The sequence below is a fragment of the Bacillus sp. NPDC094077 genome (assembly GCF_050279465.1).
In the GTDB taxonomy this organism is placed as follows: Bacteria; Bacillota; Bacilli; order Bacillales; family Bacillaceae_G; genus Bacillus_A.
Map to the genome: position 1 here is coordinate 344,298 of NZ_JBNNUF010000004.1, position 20,019 is coordinate 364,316.

24 protein-coding genes and 1 riboswitch are annotated in these 20,019 nt (G+C 37.0%); of the genes, 22 read left to right on the plus strand and 2 right to left on the minus strand.

Annotated features, from left to right (window positions below; translation table 11 throughout):
- Nucleotides 1-19: 19 nt before the first annotated feature.
- The 3 genes from ACQKNR_RS13470 to ACQKNR_RS13480 all read left to right on the plus strand — a co-directional run bounded on the left by ACQKNR_RS13470 (nucleotide 20) and on the right by ACQKNR_RS13480 (nucleotide 4,078).
- Nucleotides 20-1,192, plus strand: coding sequence for an acetyl-CoA C-acetyltransferase (locus tag ACQKNR_RS13470; RefSeq protein WP_427318358.1), 1,173 nt, complete (start codon nucleotides 20-22; stop codon nucleotides 1,190-1,192).
- Between the two features lie 264 nt (nucleotides 1,193-1,456).
- On the plus strand, nucleotides 1,457-3,241 hold the full coding sequence (locus ACQKNR_RS13475; RefSeq protein ID WP_427318359.1) for an acyl-CoA dehydrogenase family protein: 1,785 nt from the start codon (nucleotides 1,457-1,459) through the stop codon (nucleotides 3,239-3,241).
- Between the two features lie 114 nt (nucleotides 3,242-3,355).
- Nucleotides 3,356-4,078 carry an MBL fold metallo-hydrolase gene (locus ACQKNR_RS13480; protein WP_427318360.1) on the plus strand — a complete coding sequence of 241 codons (723 nt, stop codon included), beginning with the start codon at nucleotides 3,356-3,358 and terminating at the stop codon, nucleotides 4,076-4,078.
- Nucleotides 4,079-4,106: 28 nt separating this feature from the next.
- On the opposite strand, the gene ACQKNR_RS13485 is transcribed toward ACQKNR_RS13480, so the two are convergent.
- Nucleotides 4,107-4,235: a hypothetical protein gene (locus ACQKNR_RS13485; RefSeq protein WP_427318361.1), complete on the minus strand. Its 129-nt coding sequence runs from the start codon at nucleotides 4,233-4,235 to the stop codon at nucleotides 4,107-4,109.
- A 243-nt stretch (nucleotides 4,236-4,478) separates the two neighbouring features.
- On the opposite strand from ACQKNR_RS13485, the gene ACQKNR_RS13490 reads away from it, so the two are divergent.
- The 5 genes from ACQKNR_RS13490 to ACQKNR_RS13510 all read left to right on the plus strand — a co-directional run bounded on the left by ACQKNR_RS13490 (nucleotide 4,479) and on the right by ACQKNR_RS13510 (nucleotide 8,022).
- Complete coding sequence (locus tag ACQKNR_RS13490) at nucleotides 4,479-5,195, plus strand: CPBP family intramembrane glutamic endopeptidase (protein ID WP_427318362.1); 717 nt, start codon at nucleotides 4,479-4,481, stop codon at nucleotides 5,193-5,195.
- Between the two features lie 146 nt (nucleotides 5,196-5,341).
- Complete coding sequence (locus ACQKNR_RS13495) at nucleotides 5,342-5,527, plus strand: hypothetical protein (RefSeq protein ID WP_070145369.1); 186 nt, start codon at nucleotides 5,342-5,344, stop codon at nucleotides 5,525-5,527.
- A 13-nt stretch (nucleotides 5,528-5,540) separates the two neighbouring features.
- Nucleotides 5,541-5,789 (plus strand): spore coat protein, encoded by a 249-nt coding sequence (locus ACQKNR_RS13500; RefSeq protein WP_193412904.1) that lies wholly within the window; start codon nucleotides 5,541-5,543, stop codon nucleotides 5,787-5,789.
- Nucleotides 5,790-6,035: 246 nt separating this feature from the next.
- Nucleotides 6,036-6,986, plus strand: coding sequence for an L-lactate dehydrogenase (locus ACQKNR_RS13505; protein WP_427318363.1), 951 nt, complete (start codon nucleotides 6,036-6,038; stop codon nucleotides 6,984-6,986).
- Between the two features lie 22 nt (nucleotides 6,987-7,008).
- Complete coding sequence (locus tag ACQKNR_RS13510; RefSeq protein ID WP_000666163.1) at nucleotides 7,009-8,022, plus strand: PTS transporter subunit IIC; 1,014 nt, start codon at nucleotides 7,009-7,011, stop codon at nucleotides 8,020-8,022.
- A 57-nt stretch (nucleotides 8,023-8,079) separates the two neighbouring features.
- On the opposite strand, the gene ACQKNR_RS13515 is transcribed toward ACQKNR_RS13510, so the two are convergent.
- On the minus strand, nucleotides 8,080-8,727 hold the full coding sequence (locus ACQKNR_RS13515) for a phosphatase PAP2 family protein (RefSeq protein WP_427318364.1): 648 nt from the start codon (nucleotides 8,725-8,727) through the stop codon (nucleotides 8,080-8,082).
- Nucleotides 8,728-8,873: 146 nt separating this feature from the next.
- On the opposite strand from ACQKNR_RS13515, the gene ACQKNR_RS13520 reads away from it, so the two are divergent.
- From ACQKNR_RS13520 to sufU, 14 genes are all read left to right on the plus strand, one after another.
- A complete protein-coding gene (locus ACQKNR_RS13520; protein ID WP_427318365.1) occupies nucleotides 8,874-9,401 on the plus strand; it encodes a hypothetical protein in 528 nt (175 codons plus the stop codon).
- Nucleotides 9,402-9,823: 422 nt separating this feature from the next.
- Nucleotides 9,824-10,189, plus strand: a complete 366-nt coding sequence (locus ACQKNR_RS13525; protein ID WP_000218968.1) for an arsenate reductase family protein — start codon at nucleotides 9,824-9,826, stop codon at nucleotides 10,187-10,189.
- 41 nt (nucleotides 10,190-10,230) lie between these two features.
- Nucleotides 10,231-10,614: a glycine cleavage system protein GcvH gene (gcvH, locus tag ACQKNR_RS13530; RefSeq protein ID WP_000026897.1), complete on the plus strand. Its 384-nt coding sequence runs from the start codon at nucleotides 10,231-10,233 to the stop codon at nucleotides 10,612-10,614.
- 440 nt (nucleotides 10,615-11,054) lie between these two features.
- Nucleotides 11,055-11,399, plus strand: coding sequence for a toprim domain-containing protein (locus tag ACQKNR_RS13535; RefSeq protein WP_000640866.1), 345 nt, complete (start codon nucleotides 11,055-11,057; stop codon nucleotides 11,397-11,399).
- Nucleotides 11,400-11,402: 3 nt separating this feature from the next.
- The gene (locus tag ACQKNR_RS13540) at nucleotides 11,403-11,711 is read left to right on the plus strand and encodes a thioredoxin family protein (protein WP_427318366.1); all 309 of its coding nucleotides are present in this window, start codon (nucleotides 11,403-11,405) and stop codon (nucleotides 11,709-11,711) included.
- A gap of 152 nt (nucleotides 11,712-11,863) precedes the next feature.
- Complete coding sequence (locus ACQKNR_RS13545) at nucleotides 11,864-12,208, plus strand: hypothetical protein (RefSeq protein WP_427318367.1); 345 nt, start codon at nucleotides 11,864-11,866, stop codon at nucleotides 12,206-12,208.
- Between the two features lie 125 nt (nucleotides 12,209-12,333).
- A riboswitch (SAM riboswitch) is annotated at nucleotides 12,334-12,441 on the plus strand.
- A gap of 175 nt (nucleotides 12,442-12,616) precedes the next feature.
- The gene (locus ACQKNR_RS13550) at nucleotides 12,617-13,642 is read left to right on the plus strand and encodes a methionine ABC transporter ATP-binding protein (RefSeq protein ID WP_427318368.1); all 1,026 of its coding nucleotides are present in this window, start codon (nucleotides 12,617-12,619) and stop codon (nucleotides 13,640-13,642) included.
- Nucleotides 13,635-14,300 (plus strand): methionine ABC transporter permease, encoded by a 666-nt coding sequence (locus ACQKNR_RS13555; RefSeq protein WP_427318369.1) that lies wholly within the window; start codon nucleotides 13,635-13,637, stop codon nucleotides 14,298-14,300. Before ACQKNR_RS13550 ends, ACQKNR_RS13555 begins: the two co-directional genes overlap by 8 nt.
- A 22-nt stretch (nucleotides 14,301-14,322) precedes the next feature.
- Nucleotides 14,323-15,135, plus strand: coding sequence for a methionine ABC transporter substrate-binding lipoprotein MetQ (metQ, locus tag ACQKNR_RS13560; protein ID WP_427318370.1), 813 nt, complete (start codon nucleotides 14,323-14,325; stop codon nucleotides 15,133-15,135).
- A gap of 74 nt (nucleotides 15,136-15,209) precedes the next feature.
- A complete protein-coding gene (gene metQ, locus ACQKNR_RS13565; protein ID WP_427318371.1) occupies nucleotides 15,210-16,016 on the plus strand; it encodes a methionine ABC transporter substrate-binding lipoprotein MetQ in 807 nt (268 codons plus the stop codon).
- Nucleotides 16,017-16,254: 238 nt separating this feature from the next.
- Complete coding sequence (sufC, locus tag ACQKNR_RS13570; protein ID WP_000929159.1) at nucleotides 16,255-17,040, plus strand: Fe-S cluster assembly ATPase SufC; 786 nt, start codon at nucleotides 16,255-16,257, stop codon at nucleotides 17,038-17,040.
- Between the two features lie 15 nt (nucleotides 17,041-17,055).
- Nucleotides 17,056-18,348, plus strand: coding sequence for a Fe-S cluster assembly protein SufD (sufD, locus tag ACQKNR_RS13575; RefSeq protein WP_427318372.1), 1,293 nt, complete (start codon nucleotides 17,056-17,058; stop codon nucleotides 18,346-18,348).
- The gene (gene sufS / locus ACQKNR_RS13580; protein ID WP_001020761.1) at nucleotides 18,348-19,568 is read left to right on the plus strand and encodes a cysteine desulfurase SufS; all 1,221 of its coding nucleotides are present in this window, start codon (nucleotides 18,348-18,350) and stop codon (nucleotides 19,566-19,568) included. The genes sufD and sufS overlap by 1 nt, the downstream gene beginning before the upstream one ends.
- Nucleotides 19,558-19,989: a Fe-S cluster assembly sulfur transfer protein SufU gene (gene sufU / locus ACQKNR_RS13585; protein ID WP_000009523.1), complete on the plus strand. Its 432-nt coding sequence runs from the start codon at nucleotides 19,558-19,560 to the stop codon at nucleotides 19,987-19,989. Before sufS ends, sufU begins: the two co-directional genes overlap by 11 nt.
- The last annotated feature ends 30 nt before the right edge of the window (nucleotides 19,990-20,019 follow it).

Sequence of the window (20,019 nt, forward strand, 5' to 3'; positions counted from 1 at the left end):
ACGAGGGGAGATATCGTTCATGAGAGAAGCTGTCATTGTTGCGGGAGCAAGAACACCAATTGGAAAAGCAAAGAGGGGTTCATTAAAAACAGTTCGTCCTGACGATCTAGGGGCGTTAGTTGTAAAAGAAACGTTAAAGCGTGCAAATTATGAAGGACCAATTGATGATTTAATTTTTGGTTGTGCGATGCCAGAAGCAGAGCAAGGATTGAATATGGCTCGTAATATCGGTGGGCTAGCAGGACTTTCTTACGATGTTCCAGCTATTACAATTAACCGTTACTGTTCTTCAGGTTTACAAAGTATCGCTTATGGAGCAGAGCGCATTATGCTTGGTCACTCTGAAGCTGTATTATCAGGCGGAGCGGAATCAATGAGTTTAGTTCCAATGATGGGACACGTCGTTCGTCCAAATAGTCGCCTTGTAGAAGCTGCTCCAGAATATTATATGGGTATGGGACATACAGCAGAGCAAGTTGCTGTGAAATATGGAATTTCTCGTGAAGAGCAAGATGCATTTGCAGTAAGAAGCCATCAACGTGCTGCGAATGCATTAGCTGCAGGGAACTTTGCTGATGAAACAGTATCTGTAGATGTAACGTTACGTACTGTTGGCTCAAATAACAAACTGCAAGAAGAAACAATCATTTTCGCACAAGACGAAGGTGTAAGAGCAGAGACGACGCTAGACATTTTAGGTAAATTACGTCCAGCATTTAACGTTCGTGGTTCTGTAACGGCTGGTAACTCTTCACAAATGAGTGACGGTGCAGCATCTGTACTATTAATGGATCGTGAAAAAGCAGTGAGTGATGGCATGAAGCCACTTGCGAAATTCCGTTCATTTGCAGTAGCTGGAGTGCCACCAGAAGTAATGGGAATCGGTCCAATCGCTGCAATTCCAAAAGCGTTAAAACTAGCGGGATTAGAGCTATCTGATATCGGCTTATTTGAACTAAATGAAGCGTTCGCTTCTCAATCGATCCAAGTTATTCGTGAACTTGGTTTAGATGAAGAAAAAGTAAACGTAAACGGTGGTGCAATCGCACTTGGACATCCACTTGGCTGTACAGGAGCAAAATTAACGCTATCTCTTATTCACGAAATGAAACGCCGCAACGAACAATTTGGTATCGTAACAATGTGTATCGGCGGCGGAATGGGAGCAGCAGGAGTGTTTGAATTACTATAAAAAAAGTGGAAGCGGCTCGCTCAGAATGTGAGGGGGATGGAGCTTCAGACGTAGAGGCGATTTTTGCCTCGCAGGAAGAAGCGAAGCCACCGAACATTCTAGCCGCTGGAACTGGATTATAAAAAAAGTGGAAGCGGCTCGCTCAGAATGTGAGGACGCTAAAGCAAAAAATGGAAGCAACAAAGGGGTATAAAAATAAAATTGAGAGCCAGCTTCTTTCAAAAGAAAGAAGCGGCTCATGAAAATATGAAGGAGGAAATTTTCATGGAAAAAACAGTAGGGAATGCGGTTAAAGGCGGTAGTTTTTTAGTAGATGAGATTACAATTGATCAAGTGTTTACGCCAGAAGACTTTTCATCTGAGCATAAAATGATTGCAAAAACGACAGAGGACTTTATCGTAAATGAAGTTCTTCCAGAGCTTGAATATTTAGAGCAACATGAGTTTGATCGTTCTGTTCGTCTTTTAAAAGAAGCTGGTGAACTTGGTTTATTAGGCGCTGATGTACCAGAAGAGTACGGCGGAATTGGCCTTGATAAAGTAAGCTCAGCGTTAATCGCAGAGAAATTCTCTCGCGCTGGTGGTTTTGCAATCACTCACGGTGCTCACGTAGGTATCGGATCTTTACCAATCGTATTATTCGGTAACGAAGAGCAAAAGAAAAAGTATTTACCATTGCTTGCGACTGGTGAAAAATTAGCTGCATACGCATTAACTGAGCCAGGTTCAGGATCTGACGCGTTAGGTGCAAAAACAACTGCACGTTTAAATGCAGAAGGTACACATTACGTATTAAACGGTGAAAAACAATGGATTACCAACTCTGCATTTGCTGACGTATTTGTTGTATATGCAAAAATAGATGGTGAGCACTTCTCAGCATTTATCGTAGAGAAAGAATACGCTGGTGTATCTACAAGCCCAGAAGAGAAGAAAATGGGTATTAAATGTTCATCAACTCGTACGTTAATTTTAGAAGATGCGCTAGTACCAAAAGAAAACTTACTTGGTGAAATCGGTAAAGGTCATATTATCGCGTTCAACATTTTAAATATCGGCCGTTATAAATTAGGTGTTGGTACAGTTGGATCTGCAAAACGTGCGGTAGAAATTTCAGCACAATATGCTAACCAACGTCAACAGTTCAAACAACCAATCGCTCGATTCCCATTAATTCAAGAGAAACTTGCGAATATGGCAGCAAAAACATATGCAGCTGAAAGCTCTGTATATCGTACAGTAGGTTTATTCGAAAGCCGTATGAGCACATTATCTGAAGAAGAAGTAAAAGACGGTAAAGCAGTAGCGGCTTCTATCGCTGAATATGCAATTGAGTGCTCTTTAAATAAAGTATTCGGTTCTGAAGTACTAGATTATACAGTAGATGAAGGTGTTCAAATTCACGGTGGTTACGGATTTATGGCAGAGTACGAGATTGAAAGAATGTACCGCGATTCTCGTATTAACCGTATTTTCGAAGGAACGAACGAAATTAACCGTCTAATCGTACCAGGTACGTTCTTACGTAAGGCGATGAAAGGTGAATTACCGCTTCTTCAAAAAGCGCAAAAATTACAAGAAGAGTTAATGATGATGATGCCAGAAGAAGTAGGTGATGAGCCATTAGCACTTCAAAAATATTTAGTAAATAACGCGAAGAAAATCGGTTTAATGGTAGCGGGATTAGCTGCTCAAAAATACGGTAAAGCATTAGATAAAGAGCAAGAAATTCTTGTGAATATCGCTGATATCGTAAGTAACTTATATGCAATGGAGTCAGCTGTTCTTCGTACAGAAAAAGCAATTAAAGCAACTGGTCTTGAAAAGAATAAACAAAAAGTGTTATACACTGAAGTATTCTGCCAAGAAGCATTCAACGAAATCGAAGCAGATGCGAAAGAAACACTTATCGCAGTTGAAAATGGCGACATGCTGCGCATGATGTTATCATCATTACGCAAACTAACTCGCCACACACCACTTAACGTAATTCCGAAGAAACGTGAAATTGCTGCGAAAATTTTAGAAGATGAGCGTTATACAGTTTAATAGAAGAGAGGGAACCAGTGGCCTTTTGGCTGCTGGTTTTTTGTTGTTGGATTCTTGAAAAGAGCTGTTTTACATATGTATTTGTAAACGGCTTTTTTTATGGAGGTAAAGGAGATGAAGTTAATAAGAATAGAAACAGTTCATCAAATCGCATTTTTACCGCGTCTATTTCCGATTAACTGTTACTTTGTTGAAGAAGAAACAGGATTAACTTTAATTGATGCAGCATTACCATTTTGTGCAAAGAAGATTTTAGAATCGGCTCAAAAAATAGGAAAACCGATTACGAATATTGTTATTACACATGCACATGATGACCATATAGGGGCGCTTGATGCTATAAAACAAGCGCTACCAGATGTTCCGGTCTATATTTCTAAGAGAGATGCTCGTTTACTTGAAGGAGATTTGTCACTGCAGCCAGGGGAACCAGGCACGCAGGTAAAAGTGAGTGTATCAAAAAAGATAAAGACGATTCCAGATAATCTTCTTCAAGAAGGAGATAAAATTGGTTCTCTTATAGCGATTGCAACTCCAGGTCATACACCAGGTTCCATGTCGTTTTTAGATACGAGAAATGATGCACTCATTGTTGGAGATGCATTTCAAACGAGAGGAGGAGTGGCGGTTGCAGGACAATTGAATTGGCTTTTTCCCTTTCCTATGTTTGGCACTTGGGATGCAGAAGTTGCATTAACAAGTGCTCAAAACTTGCTGGAATATAAGCCGACTATATTGGCGACAGGTCACGGGAAGATGATTAAGAATCCGTTACTGCAAATGCAACGGGCGATTGAAGAAGCGGAACGGAATCTAACAAAAAAGGGCCTCAAATAATTTTGAGACTCTTTTTTGTTAGATGATATTATTTTGCTGGTTTGAAAAAGGTGTATATGGCTAAGGAAAAACAAAGGAAAATAAATGCGATAGGATCTTGATATGGATTAGGTTCAGAGCCTTTTTGGATTTTTGTAAGGAAGTCATGTGTTTTCATGTTCATTGCTCCTTTAATTAATAAGTTTTATATGATGCGAGGATTATGGTGGATAAATAAGAAATGTTCGAAAATTCATTTAATAATTATTATATAGTAATTTAATTCCTAAAACTATAGAATACAAAGCTTTCATGATATGCAAAATTGCATATTATTCTTTTTGAAAATATTGTTATATTATCCTTATATTTATATTAAGGGATTTTTATTGAAGTAAATGAAAACAAATGGAGGAATAGTATGAGTAAAACAGTGTTAGAAGCGTATGATACGGAAAGGAAAATAGAGAATATAACATATAAAAATCTATTTGCAATGATAGCAGGCATTCTAGGATTCTCATTCCTAGGAGGATTATTCCTTGCTCTGGCTTTGGGGATTTATGGGGAAGAAGCATTGCGTGATAATTTAGAGGGGTACTATATACTCTTATTAGATGCAGCGGTTGTTGCTATTGTGATAATGGCCTATAAACCGGTGCTACATTTTATTAAAAATATTTGGGATGTATCTGTTTTAAAGAATGGGAAAACGTATTTGTATCTATTAATAGGTTTTATCGTCATTGCATTAGCTCAATATGTAATGTTAGAGCTATTTAGCTTTGAAAGTGCAGAGCAACAACGAGAAAAACTAGGTGGAACAACGCTTCAGCATAGTGTGATACAAAGTGTTATATATGTTTTAAGCATAGCTATCATTACACCAATTAAAGAAGAAATTTTATGTAGAGGTATTTTGTATCGATTTTTAGAAAAGAAATATAGTTTTCTAGTCGGTATCATCGTTTCTTCCTTCGTTTTTGGGATTCTTCATGGTGGTTTTCCAATTACGGCGACAATTATGGGTATTGTATTTGCTATGTTATACAGAAAGACGCAATCTATTGTACCTAGTATCATTTTACACATTGTATGGAACTTACTTGTGAGTATAAGCATGATTGTATCTCTATGAAAATGAATACATAACCAGTATAAAAGATGAATGGCCTAGCTATTCATCTTTTATTTTGTATATACGTGAAAAAATTAATTCATGTATACAATCCAAAAAGAACTAAATACTAACATTGAACGAATAAAGAAAGGTAGGAGTATTCTATGCAAAATTTAACAGAACTTGAAGTAGAAAACTTACGTCATTTGATTGGTGGACACGCAACAATTATTAACAAGTTAGAACAGTATGCACAGGCATGTACAGATCCAGAGTTGAAACAAATGCTACAAAAGGATGCACAAGATGCACGAAATACGAAACAACAATTAATGAATTTTTTAGGATAGGAGGAAGAGAGAAATGAATGAAAAAGATATGGTAAATGATTATTTAGCAGGATTAAATGCAAGTTTAACAAGTTATGCAAATTATATTGCTCAGTCGGATAATGAACAGTTACATCAAACGTTAATTCAAATTCGAAATCAAGATGAGATGCGCCAACGTAATATGTATGAGTACGCAAAACAAAAGAGTTATTATAAGCCAGCAGCTGCTGCTAATCCGATGATTGTGCAGCAACTAAAAAGTCAATTAAGTGCGGAATAGTGTGCAGAAAAAACGAGCGAATGAAGTCGCTCGTTTTTTTTGTTTTGTATATGTCAATAAATATATAATAAATATTTTTCCAGTTGTAACAAATATGACGAAAATGGAATATAACAATTCACAAAAACGACAAAAGTTTGTTCAATATTTCACAAAGTATCCATGGTTTCTATCGTGGGAATCTTTATAATTAAGAGTGTAAAGAACAAAAGAAATAGATTACATGATCAATTAGGAGAGATTGCTATGAAAAGAAATACAAGAAAAATTGCAATTATCGGTACTGGATTAGTTGGATCAAGTTGTGCGTATTCCATTGTAAACCAAGGCATTTGCGAAGAGCTATTATTAATTGATATAAATCATGAACGTGCAGTTGGGGAAGCGATGGATTTATCACACTGCATTAACTTTACAAATACAAGAACAAAAGTATATGCAGGCAGCTATGAAGACTGCAAAGATATGGACATCGTTATTATTACAGCAGGGCCAGCACCAAAACCTGGACAAAGTCGCTTAGATACTTTAGGAGCGAGTGCAAAGATTATGGAAAGCGTTGTTGGTGGTGTAATGGAAAGTGGATTTGATGGTATTCTCTTAATCGCATCGAATCCAGTTGATATTATTACATATCAAGTGTGGAAATTATCTGGATTACCTAGAAATCGCGTAATCGGTACAGGTACATCATTAGATTCTTCGCGCTTAAGAACAATTTTATCTGAAATGTTACATGTAGATCCTCGCAGTATTCATGGATATTCATTAGGAGAGCATGGGGATTCTCAAATGGTTGCTTGGTCACATGTAACTGTTGGTGGAAAGCCGATCCTACAAATTTTAGAAGAACAAAAAGAACGTTTCGGTGAAATAGATTTAGATGAAATTGTTGAGAAGACTGCAAAAGCTGGATGGGAAATTTATAAACGAAAAGGTACTACTTATTACGGCATCGGAAATTCTCTAGCATATATTGCGAGCTCAATCTTTAATGATGACTATCGTGTGATTGCTGTATCGGCTATTTTAGATGGTGAATACGGTGAATATGATATTTGTACAGGAGTACCAGCTATTATTACTAGAGACGGTATGAAAGAAGTTGTAGAACTAAACTTAACAGAAGATGAAGAAGCGCGCTTCGCAAAATCAAACGATATTTTACGCGATTATATGAAAACAATTGGCTACTAACTTATAGAAGAAGGTGAAACAAATGAAGGAATATATAATGTCTCGTGTGTTTAAAGCTTCTGCTGGAATTGCACAAGGTATTTTCGTATCCCTTGGAATTGGTTTACTGATCGAAAATATAGGAAGAATTGTTGATATACCATTACTTATTACAATCGGAGTTGTTGCAAAATCACTTATGGCACCAGCCATTGGAGCCGGGATCGCTTTTATGCTCGGTGCAAATGGACTTGTCATCTTTTCGGCGATGGTAGCTGGAGCGATTGGTGCTGGATCCATTTCCATTACTGAAGCAGGTTTAATCATTAAAACAGGTGAACCAATTGGTGCATTATTAACAGCAACTTTAGCGGTGTATATTGGTAAACGTTTAAGCGGGAAAACTGCTTTAGATATGATGCTCGTTCCATTTGCAGCAATATTAGGTTCTGGTTTAGTCGGTATTTGGTTAGCTCAAAATATAAGCCCAGTTTTAAATGCAGTTGGAGCATTCATTAAAGATAGCTCAGCTGGTAGCCCGTTCATCGCTTCTATCGTCATTGCAGTAGTTTGGGGGCTACTACTTATTTCTCCAGCTTCATCAGCTGCTTTAGCGATCGCACTTAGCTTAGATGGCGTTGCAGGAGGAGCAGCTCTTGCAGGATGTGTTGCTCAGTTTATCGGATTCTCTGTTATTTCAGCGAAAGAAAATAATTTAGGTGGCATATTAGCTCAGGCACTTTGTACTCCAAAAGTGCAGTTACCGAACATTACTAAAAATCCAATGATTCTCGTCCCAACTGTCGTCGCCAGTGCAATAGTTGGCCCAGTATCAGCATTGATTTTCCAACTGGAAGCAGGAAAAGAGATTGCAGGTCTTGGATTAAGTTCTCTTATCGCACCAATTAATTTAATTTCCAGCCAAGGATGGGAAGTTGTCCCAGCGATGGTAATCACTTATATCATCATTCCAGTAGCTGTTTCTTATATACTTTACATCGCTCTTAAAAAAGCAGGTCGTATTCATTCTGGTGATATGACTGTACCGCAATCTTAATTTGAAAATCTCCTTTTATATAGAGAAAAGCAGACTGAAGAAGCACAGTCTGCTTTTTTACATTTTATGATTTTGTTTTACTGGAACTGTCACAGTTTCTTTTGCTAACAATAACTGAACACCGAAGTATAATATGCTTGCAAGTGTCATACCAGAAACGGCATCTACAAAAGCATGCTGCTTCGTAAATAGTGTTGATAAAATAATAAGTGTACCGAAAAAAGTAAGGATGTAATATTCAAAAGCATGCTGTTCTCTACGTTTAAAGGCAGCTAACATAATTACAAATGTAGTAAGAACATGAATGCTAGGAAAACAGTTTACCGGTTGGTCGATACTATAAATATAGCGGACTAGTTCGGAAAATACATCTGTTCCAACGACAGTCGGACGTGGTACCGTCGTCTGCCAAAAATAATAAATAGAAAAACAAGCAAGTTTTCCAAGGATTACACTACTTAAAGTAACGTAATATTGCTTTCGATCAGCAAAACAATAATAAATAAGTGCACCGTATAAGTATGGGAACCAAAGTAAATAAGGAACAATAAATGCTTTTACAAATGGAATCCAATCATCTACTACTGTTGTGACATTCACTGCGTGAACAGCTGATTTATTTAATACGTCGTAAAGGGGACTTACGAGTACGAGTAGAAGTATATAACTTAAAGGAAGAACCGCTGAAAGTTTAAATTTCTTCATGAAAATCTCCTATGTTTTTTAGTAATGTAAGTAAATTCAATTGATTATAATATAGAAATGCGAATTGGGCTATCGATTTTACTTACATTTTCTTGAATTCACCTTACGTTTTTGTCACTTGACTTAAAAGAAGGGGCGGGTGTTAAATGAAGCGTTTATCGTATTTCTTAGTTTTTATATTGTTATGCTTAGTCGGTGCTGGGTGTGCAAAAGATAAAGAAGGAGAGAAATTAGAATATAACGGGAGAGCACTCGTAATTGGAGTTGTTGGAGAAAAGCCGAAAGATACGTTTAGAAATATAAAGTTTAAAACAATGAAGTTAGAGGAAATGAAAAAGAAATCTGAGGAAGTGGATGGCTTTCTAATAATGAAAGATCACTTTCAAGAAGCTTCAAAAGAGCAGTATAAAGATTTATTTTCATTTTTAAAGAAACCAGTATTTTTTATCGGTTTACAAGATAAATCATATTCAATTTTTATTACAAAAAATATAGAGTATAAAAGCGCACCAAAAGATGTAAATGCTATGTATACGCAAGGTTTTGCGAATATTGGAAGCGGTGAAGGACAACAATGGGGAGTGGGTTTATCAAATGGTGGAAATACAGAAGAAAGTATTCATAATATGTATATCGTAGTATTTCAAACAATTGCAGATTATTTGAGTAGATGACGAAGGAGCCTATAAACGAGGCTTCTTATTTTTTTAAATAAACGTTTGTTTAAGATGTATGTTCGGTAGGAAAGAAGTAATGTAGTTCAAAGGCTAACATAGAAGAATAAGAAATTAATCAAACGCTTGTTTAAGGTGTATGTTCGGTAGGAAAGAAGCAATGTAGTTCAAAGGCTAACATAGAAGAACAGGAAATTAATCAAACGTTTGTTTAAGATATATGTTCGGTACAGTGGGTGAAAAGAATCTAAAAAAATTTATATATTTATTTTTTCTTGAAAAATGGCGGAAAAATAAGAAAAATTCGCAGGATTATTAAAATTTATCACGAAATAAGTAAAAGTTTAGCGAATAATCGTTTGAAATAATAAAATGTTTTCTATATGATAAAGGTAAAGGTTAGTAAAAAAGTAGGTGAATTTATGACAGTAACATTTTATTCATATCCAAAGTGTGGCACATGTCAAAAAGCAAAGAAATGGTTTGAGGCAAACGATGTAGCATATGAGATGATTCATATTGTTGAAAATCCACCGTCAAAAGAAGATTTACGTAATTTGCATGAAAAAAGTGAATTACCATTAAAAAAATTCTTTAATACAAGTGGAATGCGTTACCGCGAACTTGGTCTGAAAGATAAGTTGAAAGATGCAAGTGAAGACGAAATGTATGAACTTTTAGCATCTGATGGCATGTTGATTAAACGTCCAATTGTAACAGATGGAACGAATGTAACACTTGGTTTTAACGAAGAGCAGTTTGAAAGTGTGTGGAAAAAGTACCAATAAGGTATTTTTACATAATTAATACATTCACTGGAGGTACAGTCATGAGCATTCCAAATAATTTACGTTACTCTGAAGAACACGAATGGGTAAAAACAGAAGGTAATGAGGTTGTTATCGGTATTACTCATTTTGCACAAGGTGAGCTAGGCGATATCGTATTCGTTGAGCTTCCTGAAGTAGGTGCAACAATCGAAGCTAACGAGCCATTCGGAAGCGTAGAATCTGTTAAAACAGTTTCTGAATTATACGCACCTGTAAGTGGTAAAGTTGTAGCAGTAAACGAAGAATTAAGTGACCAACCAGAACTTGTTAACGAATCTCCATACGAGGGTGCATGGATGGTTAAAGTTGAACTTTCTGATGCAAGCCAAGTTGAGAAGTTATTAACTGCAGAAAAATACGCAGAAATGACAAACCAAGACTAATTTTAGTCGACTGAAGGACAGCCTTTGTGCTGTCCTTTTTTGTTTTACATAATTCGTTTTAACTCACATATAAATGAATCAGCTATTATGGGAATGACTGCTTTTCGGTAAGGTTTCATGTGTCCTCACAATCTAAACGAGCCGCCTCTGTTTTTCATTGTCCAGCTCCAGCGGCTAGATTGTTAGGTGGCTTCGCTTCTTCCCGCGAGGCAAAAAGCGCCTCTACGTCAGAAGCTCCACCTCCTAGCCCTTCATGTCTAAGAACCTTCCGCACGAGAAGACCAAAAGCGTCTTCTGTGCGAAAGAACCTTAGCCAACAGGACTAAACAGTCGGTTCCGCTTTTCTTTTGCAAAAATAAACAGGAAACAACATGAAAATAACGAATATAATATATACTAAGTTAGAGGTTGTATAGTATATGGTGATCGGGTGATGACATATGATTTATGTAGAAAAAGTCATTATTGTAGAAGGTAAATCAGACAGAAGAAAGATTGAATCTATTATTCGTGAACCTGTGGAAATTGTTTGTACAAATGGTACAATTGGGTTGTCGAAAATGGATGAGCTCATTGATCAGTTTTTTGATAAGGAAGTGTATGTACTAGTGGATGCTGATGATGCTGGAGAAAAGTTAAGGAAACAATTTCGAAAAGAATTTCCGCAGGCAGAGCATATTTATATTGATCGCTCGTACCGAGAAGTGGCAACTGCGCCGTCTTCACACTTAGCAAATGTATTATGGGGAGCTGACATTGACGTTTATACAGAATATTTACGGTAAGGAATGATAGAAGTGATTGATTGGACAGGAGCCGAAGCTACAGCCCTAATAGAAAACGAAGAAAAAACAGTGTTATATGTGTATACGCCAATGTGCGGAACATGCCAATTAGCAAAAAAGATGTTAACAGTCGTTGAGCTGACGATTGAAGATTTGAAAATTGGGATGTTAGATTTAAATTACGCTCCGCATTTAGCGAAAGAGTATGGGATCGAAAGTGTACCTTGTTTACTTATTTTTGAAAATGGGACACTGATGAAGAAAATATATGCATTTCATTCGGTTGAATATTTATATACGGAATTAAAGTAGGCGGCAAAAATTTTGCCGCCTCGACATATTTCTTGGGAAATATGTCGAGAGGCGGGGTGGCTACAGTATTTGTCGAGCGAAAGTAACAGGATTGCTCTTTAGTAAGAGGGAATGGTATGTAATAGAAAGTGATATGAAGGATGTGATTTAGGGTGAAATTATATTCTTTGCTACAATCATTTGTAAATTACGCTAATGGTCAATATCATTTAGAACCACTTTTAAGACAAGGAGAAAAAACTGTTAATTTTCGTTTTGGAGATGAGAGTTGTTCATTACAAATTTCAAGGGATTATATAGAGCTGTTGAAAGAGGAAAGAGGAACGGAACAAATCGTTTGTGTAGATGAAGAGGATGTAGAACGCTTGGTAAGCGGAAATGTAAGATTGCAGACGTTAATGAACGATGGGCGTGTACAATATGCGGGAACGTATCGAACGATGTTATTAGTTGAATCGATGTTTCATATATGTAAACCGATGTCAGTAGGTGCTTAAAATTCTGAAGTTTCTTTTTTTGCGAAAATTTCTGTTGACACGCCGTGCGGATATTGATACAATTCAATTCATAAAATATAGACAATTTCATAAATTACAAATCAGACGAAAATTAAATCTGATTTCTCTTATCAAGAGAGGTGGAGGGACTGTGCCCTGTGAAGCCCGGCAACCGTCAACTTATGTTGAAATGGTGCCAATTCCTGCAAAGCAAATGCTTTGAGAGATGAGAGAGAGGGATAATGTTGTTATATACGCATATAAACCTTTCTGCTTCTCTAAAGCGGAAAGGTTTTTTTGTTGTTTGAAGGAGGACTTCAAACAATAAAAGTAGTTATAACGGTGGACTACACGCATCGAAAATAAAAAAATTGCGGAGTCTATCCAAACAAAAAAGGGGTGAACATCATGATCTTATTAGAAAATGTAAAGAAAATATATAAGGCAAAAAGCGGTGATGTCACTGCTGTAGATAACGCCAATTTAAAGATAGAAAAAGGTGAAATCTTTGGTGTTATTGGATATAGTGGCGCTGGGAAAAGTTCTTTAATCCGATTGTTTAATCAGTTAGAGAAACCAACTTCTGGCCAAATTACAATTGCAAATCGTGTGATTTCAGCAATTACAGGAAGTGAACTTCGTAAAGCGAGACAAGAAATCGGAATGATTTTTCAGCACTTTAACTTACTTTGGTCACGAACTGTGCGTGAAAACATTGCATTTCCACTTGAGATTGCGGGTGTTGATAAGACGAAGAGAAAAGAGCGTGTAGAAGAGTTAATTCGCCTCGTTGGATTAGAAGGAAGAGGAGACGCGTACCCATCTCAGTTAAGTGGTGGACAAAAGCAGCGCGTCGGAATTGCAAGAGCATTAGCGAACAATCCACAAGTACTTTTATGTGATGAAGCAACGTCAGCTCTTGATCCAGAAACGACGGATCAAATTTTAGATTTACTATTAGATATTAATAAGCGTCTCGGTTTAACAATTGTACTAATTACACATGAAATGCACGTGATTCGAAAGATTTGTAATCGAGTGGCGGTAATGGAGAGAGGAAAGATTGTAGAAACGGGTCCAGTACTTGATGTATTCCGTAATCCGCAGCAGGACATTACGAAACGATTTGTACAGCAGTTAACTGATTCTGAAGATACAAATGAAACGATTGAAAGTTTAATTGAAAAGTACCCAGATGGAAAAGTAATTCGCTTGCAGTTTATCGGTGAAGCTGTAGAGAGACCGGTACTTCAAAGATTAATGCAACGCAGTGATATAGAAGTTAGCATTCTGCAAGGAAATATCGCACAAACGAATAACGGTTCTTACGGTAGTTTAGTCGTTCATTTAAATGGTGAGGAAACAGCGATCCAGCAAGCAATAGAAGGAATTCATCAAGATCAAGTAGAGCTGGAGGTGATTGCACATGGATAAATTACTTGCAAATGTTGATTGGAATCAAATGTTAGAAGCAACAGGTGAAACACTATATATGACGGCAATCGCAGCGCTTGCCACATTTGTTTTAGGACTTATTTTAGGACTATTACTATTTATGACAACGAAAGATAATTTATGGGAAAACAAAGCGGTTAACACGGCGATTGGAGCGTTCGTCAATATTTTCCGTTCTATACCATTTATCATTTTAATTATTTTATTAATCCCATTCACAAAGATTCTTCTTGGAACGATTCTTGGAGCGAGTGCAGCACTGCCAGCTTTAATTATCGGCGCAGCACCATTTTATGCAAGAATGGTTGAAATCGCACTTCGTGAAATTGATAAAGGCGTAATTGAAGCTTCAAAAGCGATGGGTGCAAAAACAAGCACAATTATTTTGAAAGTGTTAATTCCAGAATCGTTACCAGCATTAGTATCGGGGATTACGGTAACGACAATTGCTTTAGTAGGCTATACGGCAATGGCAGGTGTTGTTGGTGCTGGTGGCCTTGGAACACTTGCTTACTTAGAAGGGTTCCAGCGCGGGAATAACGATGTAACAATCGTTGCGACAATTTGTGTATTACTCGTTGTATTTTTAATTCAATGGATTGGTGATAGTGTAACGACTCGAATAGATAAAAGATAATGAAAACGGGAGGGTATTTCAAATGAAAAAATTATTACTTACAGCACTTATTTCAACTTCAATTTTCGGGTTAGCTGCTTGTGGTGGGAAAGATAAAGATGAAAAGAAACTAGTTGTTGGGGCTTCTAACGTACCGCACGCTGTTATTTTAGAAAAGGCAAAACCGTTACTTGAGAAAAAAGGAATTGATTTAGAAATAAAAAAATTCCAAGACTACGTGTTACCGAATAAATCGTTAGCAGATAAGGAAATAGATGCAAACTACTTCCAGCACATTCCGTATTTAGAAAAAGAAATGAAAGATAAGAAATATGATTTTGAAATAGCAGGAAAAATTCACTTAGAACCGATTGGTGTATACTCTCAAAAATATAAGAGCTTAAAAGAGCTTCCAGACGGGGCGACAATTATTATGAGTAATTCTGTTACTGACCATGGACGTGGTTTAGCAATTTTACAAAAAGAAGGCATTTTAAAAATTAAAGACGGAATAGATCCAGTTAAAGCAACTCCAAAAGATATTGCAGATAATCCGAAAAACTTAAAATTCAAAACGGATATCGAGCCTGGTTTATTACCACAAGTGTATAACAATAAAGAGGGCGATGCAGTTTTAATTAACTCTAACTATGCGATTGATGCGAAATTAAACCCAGAAAAAGATGCAATTGCAATTGAAGGAAATGATTCTCCATACGCAAACGTAGTAGTTGTTCGTAAAGGCGATAAAGATAAAAAAGAGATTAAAGCTCTTATAGAAGTACTGCATTCTAAAGAGATTGAAGACTTTATTAAGAAAGAATATAAAGGGGCAGTTGTTCCTATAAAAGAATAATTGTTTGCAGAAGGGCTGGTGTATGCCAGCTCTTTTTCATACCTACATAGCTATAGGGGAGAAGGGGACATTATATGAAAAAGATTATACTATCAGTTGTTACAGCAATATCCGTATTTACATTAGCCGCTTGTGGTGGGAAAGAGGAGAATAAGCTGGTCGTTGGAGCTTCTAACGTGCCGCACGCTGTTATTTTAGAAAAGGCACAGCCGATATTAGAGAAAAAAGGTATTAAATTAGAGATTAAAAAATTCCAAGATTATGTGTTACCGAATAAAGCGTTAGCGGATAAAGAAATTGACGCAAATTATTTTCAACATATCCCTTATCTAGATAAAGAGATTCAAGAAAAAGGGTACAAAATTGTAAATGCAGGGAAAATTCATTTAGAGCCAATAGGCATTTATTCTAAGAAATATAAAAGCTTAAAAGATCTACCAGATGGCGGAACAGTAATTATGAGTAATAACGTAGCTGAGCGTGGCCGTATGCTAGCTTTATTACAAAAAGGCGGCGTTATTAAATTAAAAGATGGTGTAGATGTTGTTAAGGCGACAGTAAAAGATGTTGTGGAAAACCCCAAAAATTTAAAGTTTAAAACAGATGTAGAACCGGGTCTTTCACCGAAGCTGTATGAAAATAATGAGGGAGACGCTTTATTCATTAATTCAAACTACGCAATTGATGCAAAATTAAATCCAACGAAGGATGCAATTGCAATTGAAGGATCAGACTCTCCATATGCAAATATTATTGCGGTTCGTAAAGGCGATGAGAAGAAAAAAGAAATTAAAGAGCTAGTGGAAGTACTACATTCAAAAGAAATTCAAGATTTTATTAATAAAGAATATAAAGGTGCTGTGCTTCCTGTAAGTGAATAAATATAAGGAAAGGACTGGGGAATTCCCAGTCCTTTTTTCTTTATATAAATAAGAAGAAAGGTGTATCATAGACAGATGCAAAGGAAATACTTATATACATTTGTGAAAAAATTGTTACTTTTTTTCGTCGTTTGCGATATCATTTTATTTGATATAAAATTAGAATGAGAATAAAATGAGAATATGAACGTTTTAGGAATTTTTAAAATGTATATATAGGATTAATGGAGGTATTGAGATGGCTGGTTCTACATTAACGGTTAAAGACTTACACGTATCAATTGACGGCAAAGAAATTTTAAAAGGTGTAAACCTTGAAGTAAAAGGTGGAGAAATCCACGCAATTATGGGACCTAACGGAACAGGTAAATCAACTTTATCTTCTGCAATTATGGGTCACCCAAAGTATGAAGTAACAGAAGGTAGCATCATCATCGACGGTGAAGATGTATTAGAAATGGAAGTAGACGAGCGCGCACAAGCAGGTCTATTCTTAGCAATGCAATATCCAAGTGAAATTAGCGGAGTTACAAACGCTGACTTCTTACGTTCTGCAATTAACGCACGTCGTGAAGAAGGCGATGAAATTTCTCTTATGAAATTTATCCGTACGTTAGATAAAAACATGGAATTCCTAGAAATGGATCCAGAAATGGCACAACGTTACTTAAATGAAGGTTTCTCTGGCGGTGAGAAAAAACGTAACGAAATTCTTCAATTAATGATGATTGAGCCAAAAATCGCAATCTTAGACGAAATCGACTCTGGTCTTGATATCGATGCATTAAAAGTTGTATCTAAAGGTATTAACGAAATGCGCGGCGAAGAGTTTGGTTGCCTAATGATTACGCATTACCAACGTTTATTAAACTACATCACTCCAGACTTCGTTCACGTTATGATGAACGGTCGTATCGTTAAATCTGGTGGCCCTGAGCTTGCACAACGTCTAGAAGCTGAAGGTTACGACTGGATTAAAAAAGAATTAGGTATTGAAGACGAAACAGCAGAGCAAGAAGCGTAAGAGAGGAGCATAAACATGACAATCGGTACATTACCTTTCGATCAAGAAACAATCCGTCAGCGCGCAAGCGAAGTAAACGAAGCTGCTTGGTTGACTGAGTTCCGCTTACAAGCTCTTGCACAAGCAACTGAACTTCCAATGCCAACGCCTGATAAAACGAAAATTGATAAATGGGACTTTATCGGAAAAGGCGACGCTGCTAAGCAAGAGCCTGTAAGTTCTTTAACTGAACTTCCAGAAGCAGTGAAAAACTTAATCGATGAAAATAACAGCGTATTAGTACAACGCACTGGTACGACTGCGTTTGTTTCTTTAGCAGACGAAGCAAAAGAAAAAGGTGTTATTTTTACAGACATCGTAACAGCAGCAACTGAGCATGCTGAACTAGTACAAAAGTACTTAATGAAAGACGGCGTGAAAGTAGACGAACATCGTCTAACTGCACTTCATGCTGCATTAATCAACGGCGGTGCATTCGTATATGTTCCGAAAAACGTTGTTCTTGAAACTCCACTTCAAGCTGTATTCTTAGTAGACGGCGAAGAAGCTAACGTATATAACCACGTATTATTCGTAGCTGATGCGAACAGTACTTCAACTTATGTAGAAAACTACGTTGCAAATGAAAATGCAAAAGGTATTGCAAATATCGTAGCAGAAGTAATCGTGGAACAAGGCGCACAAGTGAAATTTGGTGCGGTTGATCTATTAGCAAAAGACGTAACAACTTACGTTAACCGCCGCGGTGTAGTAGGACGCGACGGCCGCATTGATTGGGCTCTAGGCCTTATGAATGACGGAAATACAATTTCAGAGAACGTTACGAACTTAATGGGAGACGGTTCATTTGCTGATACAAAAACAGTAACAATTGGCCGTGGTAACCAAACACAAAACTTTACAACTAAAGTTGTTCACTTCGGTAAACACTCTGAAGGTTTCATCTTAAAACACGGTGTACAAAAAGATAGTGCAACATCTATCTTTAACGGAATTGGTAAGATTGAACACGGTGCATCCAAATCAAATGCACAACAATCTTCTCGCGTTCTTATGTTAGATGAGAAAGCTCGTGGTGATGCAAACCCAATTCTTTTAATTGATGAAGATGATGTAATGGCAGGTCACGCAGCTTCAGTAGGTCGCGTAGATCCAACTCAACTATACTACTTAATGAGCCGTGGTATTCCAAAACGCGAAGCAGAACGTTTAGTCATCCATGGATTCTTAGCACCTGTAGTAAATGAGCTTCCAATTGAAGGAGTAAAAGCACAGCTTGTTGAGGTAATTGAAAGGAAAGTTCGCTAATGAATATTCATGAAATACGCAAACAGTTTCCAATTCTTGATCAAAAAGTGAACGGCAAACAACTTGTTTATTTCGATAGTGCAGCAACTTCTCAAAAACCAATTCAAGTCATTGAAACGTTAGAACGTTACTATAAAGAATATAATTCTAACGTGCATCGCGGTGTTCATACGCTAGGTACGAAAGCTACCGACGCGTATGAAGGTGCACGTGAGAAAGTTCGCAAGTTTATTAACGCGAAATCAATGGAAGAGATTATTTTCACGCGCGGAACGACAACTGCATTAAATACAGTAGCGGCTAGCTATGGTCTTGAAAATGTAAAAGAAGGCGATGAAATCGTTATTTCTTACATGGAGCACCATAGTAACATCATTCCGTGGCAGCAAGTTGCAAAGAAAACTGGCGCAACTTTAAAATATCTTCCACTTCAACCAGATGGGACAATTTCAATAGAAGATGCTCGTCAAACAATTACACCGAATACAAAAATCGTTTCTATCATGTATGTGTCTAACGTACTTGGAACGATTAACCCTGTAAAAGAAATCGGAGCAATCGCACACGAAAATGGCGCAATTATGGTCGTTGATGGTGCACAAAGTACACCTCATATGAAAGTAGATGTACAAGATTTAAACTGTGATTTCTACGCATTATCTGCTCATAAGATGTGCGGACCTACAGGTATCGGCGTATTATATGGTAAGAAAGAATTGCTAAACAATATGGAGCCAATTGAATTTGGCGGTGAAATGATTGATTTCGTAGATTTACAAGAATCTACTTGGAAAGAGCTTCCGTGGAAGTTTGAAGCAGGTACACCGATTATCGGTAATGCAATCGGACTTGGTGCGGCAATTGATTTCCTAGAAGAAATCGGTCTTGATAATATTGAAAAGCATGAGCATGAATTAGCGCAATACGCTTTAGAAAGACTATCAGAAGTAGATGGCGTTACAATTTATGGTCCAAAGCATCGCGCTGGTCTTGTTACATTTAATATTGAAGACGTACATCCTCATGATGTAGCAACTGTATTAGATGTAGAAGGTATCGCGGTTCGCGCAGGACACCACTGTGCACAACCGCTTATGAAGTGGCTAAAAGCTTCTTCAACAGCACGTGCGAGCTTCTATTTATATAATACAAAAGAAGAAATTGATACATTTGTTGAATCGCTAATCAAGACAAAGGAGTATTTCACAAATGTCATTTAATAATTTAGATACGTTATATCGTCAAGTTATTATGGATCATTACAAAAATCCTCGTAACCATGGCGTGTTAGAAGATAGTGTTACCGTTAACTTGAACAATCCAACTTGCGGCGATCGTATTCAACTTACGATGAAAGTAGAAGAGGGTATTGTACAAGAGGCGAAGTTTGAAGGCGAAGGATGTTCCATCTCAATGTCTTCAGCTTCAATGATGACACAAGCAGTAAAAGGAAAGAAAATTGAAGAAGCACTTCAGCTTTCGAAAATTTTCTCTGACATGATGCTAGGAAAAGAGTACGATGACAGCATTGATTTAGGAGATATTGAAGCATTACAAGGCGTATGCAAGTTCCCTGCACGTATTAAATGTGCAACATTAGCGTGGAAAGCGTTAGAAAAGGGCTTAAACGAAGACAAGTAATGTTAAAGGTTCCTAAAAACGAGGTTATCT

Excerpts from the sequence above, each read along its gene's own strand:
- ACQKNR_RS13470 (WP_427318358.1), top strand. The coding sequence starts at position 20 with ATGAGAGAAGCTGTCATTGTTGCGGGAGCAAGAACACCAATTGGAAAA.
- ACQKNR_RS13475 (WP_427318359.1), top strand. The coding sequence starts at position 1,457 with ATGGAAAAAACAGTAGGGAATGCGGTTAAAGGCGGTAGTTTTTTAGTA.
- ACQKNR_RS13480 (WP_427318360.1), top strand. The coding sequence starts at position 3,356 with ATGAAGTTAATAAGAATAGAAACAGTTCATCAAATCGCATTTTTACCG.
- ACQKNR_RS13485 (WP_427318361.1), bottom strand. The coding sequence starts at position 4,235 with ATGAAAACACATGACTTCCTTACAAAAATCCAAAAAGGCTCTGAACCT.
- ACQKNR_RS13490 (WP_427318362.1), top strand. The coding sequence starts at position 4,479 with ATGAGTAAAACAGTGTTAGAAGCGTATGATACGGAAAGGAAAATAGAG.
- ACQKNR_RS13495 (WP_070145369.1), top strand. The coding sequence starts at position 5,342 with ATGCAAAATTTAACAGAACTTGAAGTAGAAAACTTACGTCATTTGATT.
- ACQKNR_RS13500 (WP_193412904.1), top strand. The coding sequence starts at position 5,541 with ATGAATGAAAAAGATATGGTAAATGATTATTTAGCAGGATTAAATGCA.
- ACQKNR_RS13505 (WP_427318363.1), top strand. The coding sequence starts at position 6,036 with ATGAAAAGAAATACAAGAAAAATTGCAATTATCGGTACTGGATTAGTT.
- ACQKNR_RS13510 (WP_000666163.1), top strand. The coding sequence starts at position 7,009 with ATGAAGGAATATATAATGTCTCGTGTGTTTAAAGCTTCTGCTGGAATT.
- ACQKNR_RS13515 (WP_427318364.1), bottom strand. The coding sequence starts at position 8,727 with ATGAAGAAATTTAAACTTTCAGCGGTTCTTCCTTTAAGTTATATACTT.
- ACQKNR_RS13520 (WP_427318365.1), top strand. The coding sequence starts at position 8,874 with ATGAAGCGTTTATCGTATTTCTTAGTTTTTATATTGTTATGCTTAGTC.
- ACQKNR_RS13525 (WP_000218968.1), top strand. The coding sequence starts at position 9,824 with ATGACAGTAACATTTTATTCATATCCAAAGTGTGGCACATGTCAAAAA.
- gcvH (WP_000026897.1), top strand. The coding sequence starts at position 10,231 with ATGAGCATTCCAAATAATTTACGTTACTCTGAAGAACACGAATGGGTA.
- ACQKNR_RS13535 (WP_000640866.1), top strand. The coding sequence starts at position 11,055 with ATGATTTATGTAGAAAAAGTCATTATTGTAGAAGGTAAATCAGACAGA.
- ACQKNR_RS13540 (WP_427318366.1), top strand. The coding sequence starts at position 11,403 with ATGATAGAAGTGATTGATTGGACAGGAGCCGAAGCTACAGCCCTAATA.
- ACQKNR_RS13550 (WP_427318368.1), top strand. The coding sequence starts at position 12,617 with ATGATCTTATTAGAAAATGTAAAGAAAATATATAAGGCAAAAAGCGGT.
- ACQKNR_RS13555 (WP_427318369.1), top strand. The coding sequence starts at position 13,635 with ATGGATAAATTACTTGCAAATGTTGATTGGAATCAAATGTTAGAAGCA.
- metQ (WP_427318370.1), top strand. The coding sequence starts at position 14,323 with ATGAAAAAATTATTACTTACAGCACTTATTTCAACTTCAATTTTCGGG.
- metQ (WP_427318371.1), top strand. The coding sequence starts at position 15,210 with ATGAAAAAGATTATACTATCAGTTGTTACAGCAATATCCGTATTTACA.
- sufC (WP_000929159.1), top strand. The coding sequence starts at position 16,255 with ATGGCTGGTTCTACATTAACGGTTAAAGACTTACACGTATCAATTGAC.
- sufD (WP_427318372.1), top strand. The coding sequence starts at position 17,056 with ATGACAATCGGTACATTACCTTTCGATCAAGAAACAATCCGTCAGCGC.
- sufS (WP_001020761.1), top strand. The coding sequence starts at position 18,348 with ATGAATATTCATGAAATACGCAAACAGTTTCCAATTCTTGATCAAAAA.
- sufU (WP_000009523.1), top strand. The coding sequence starts at position 19,558 with ATGTCATTTAATAATTTAGATACGTTATATCGTCAAGTTATTATGGAT.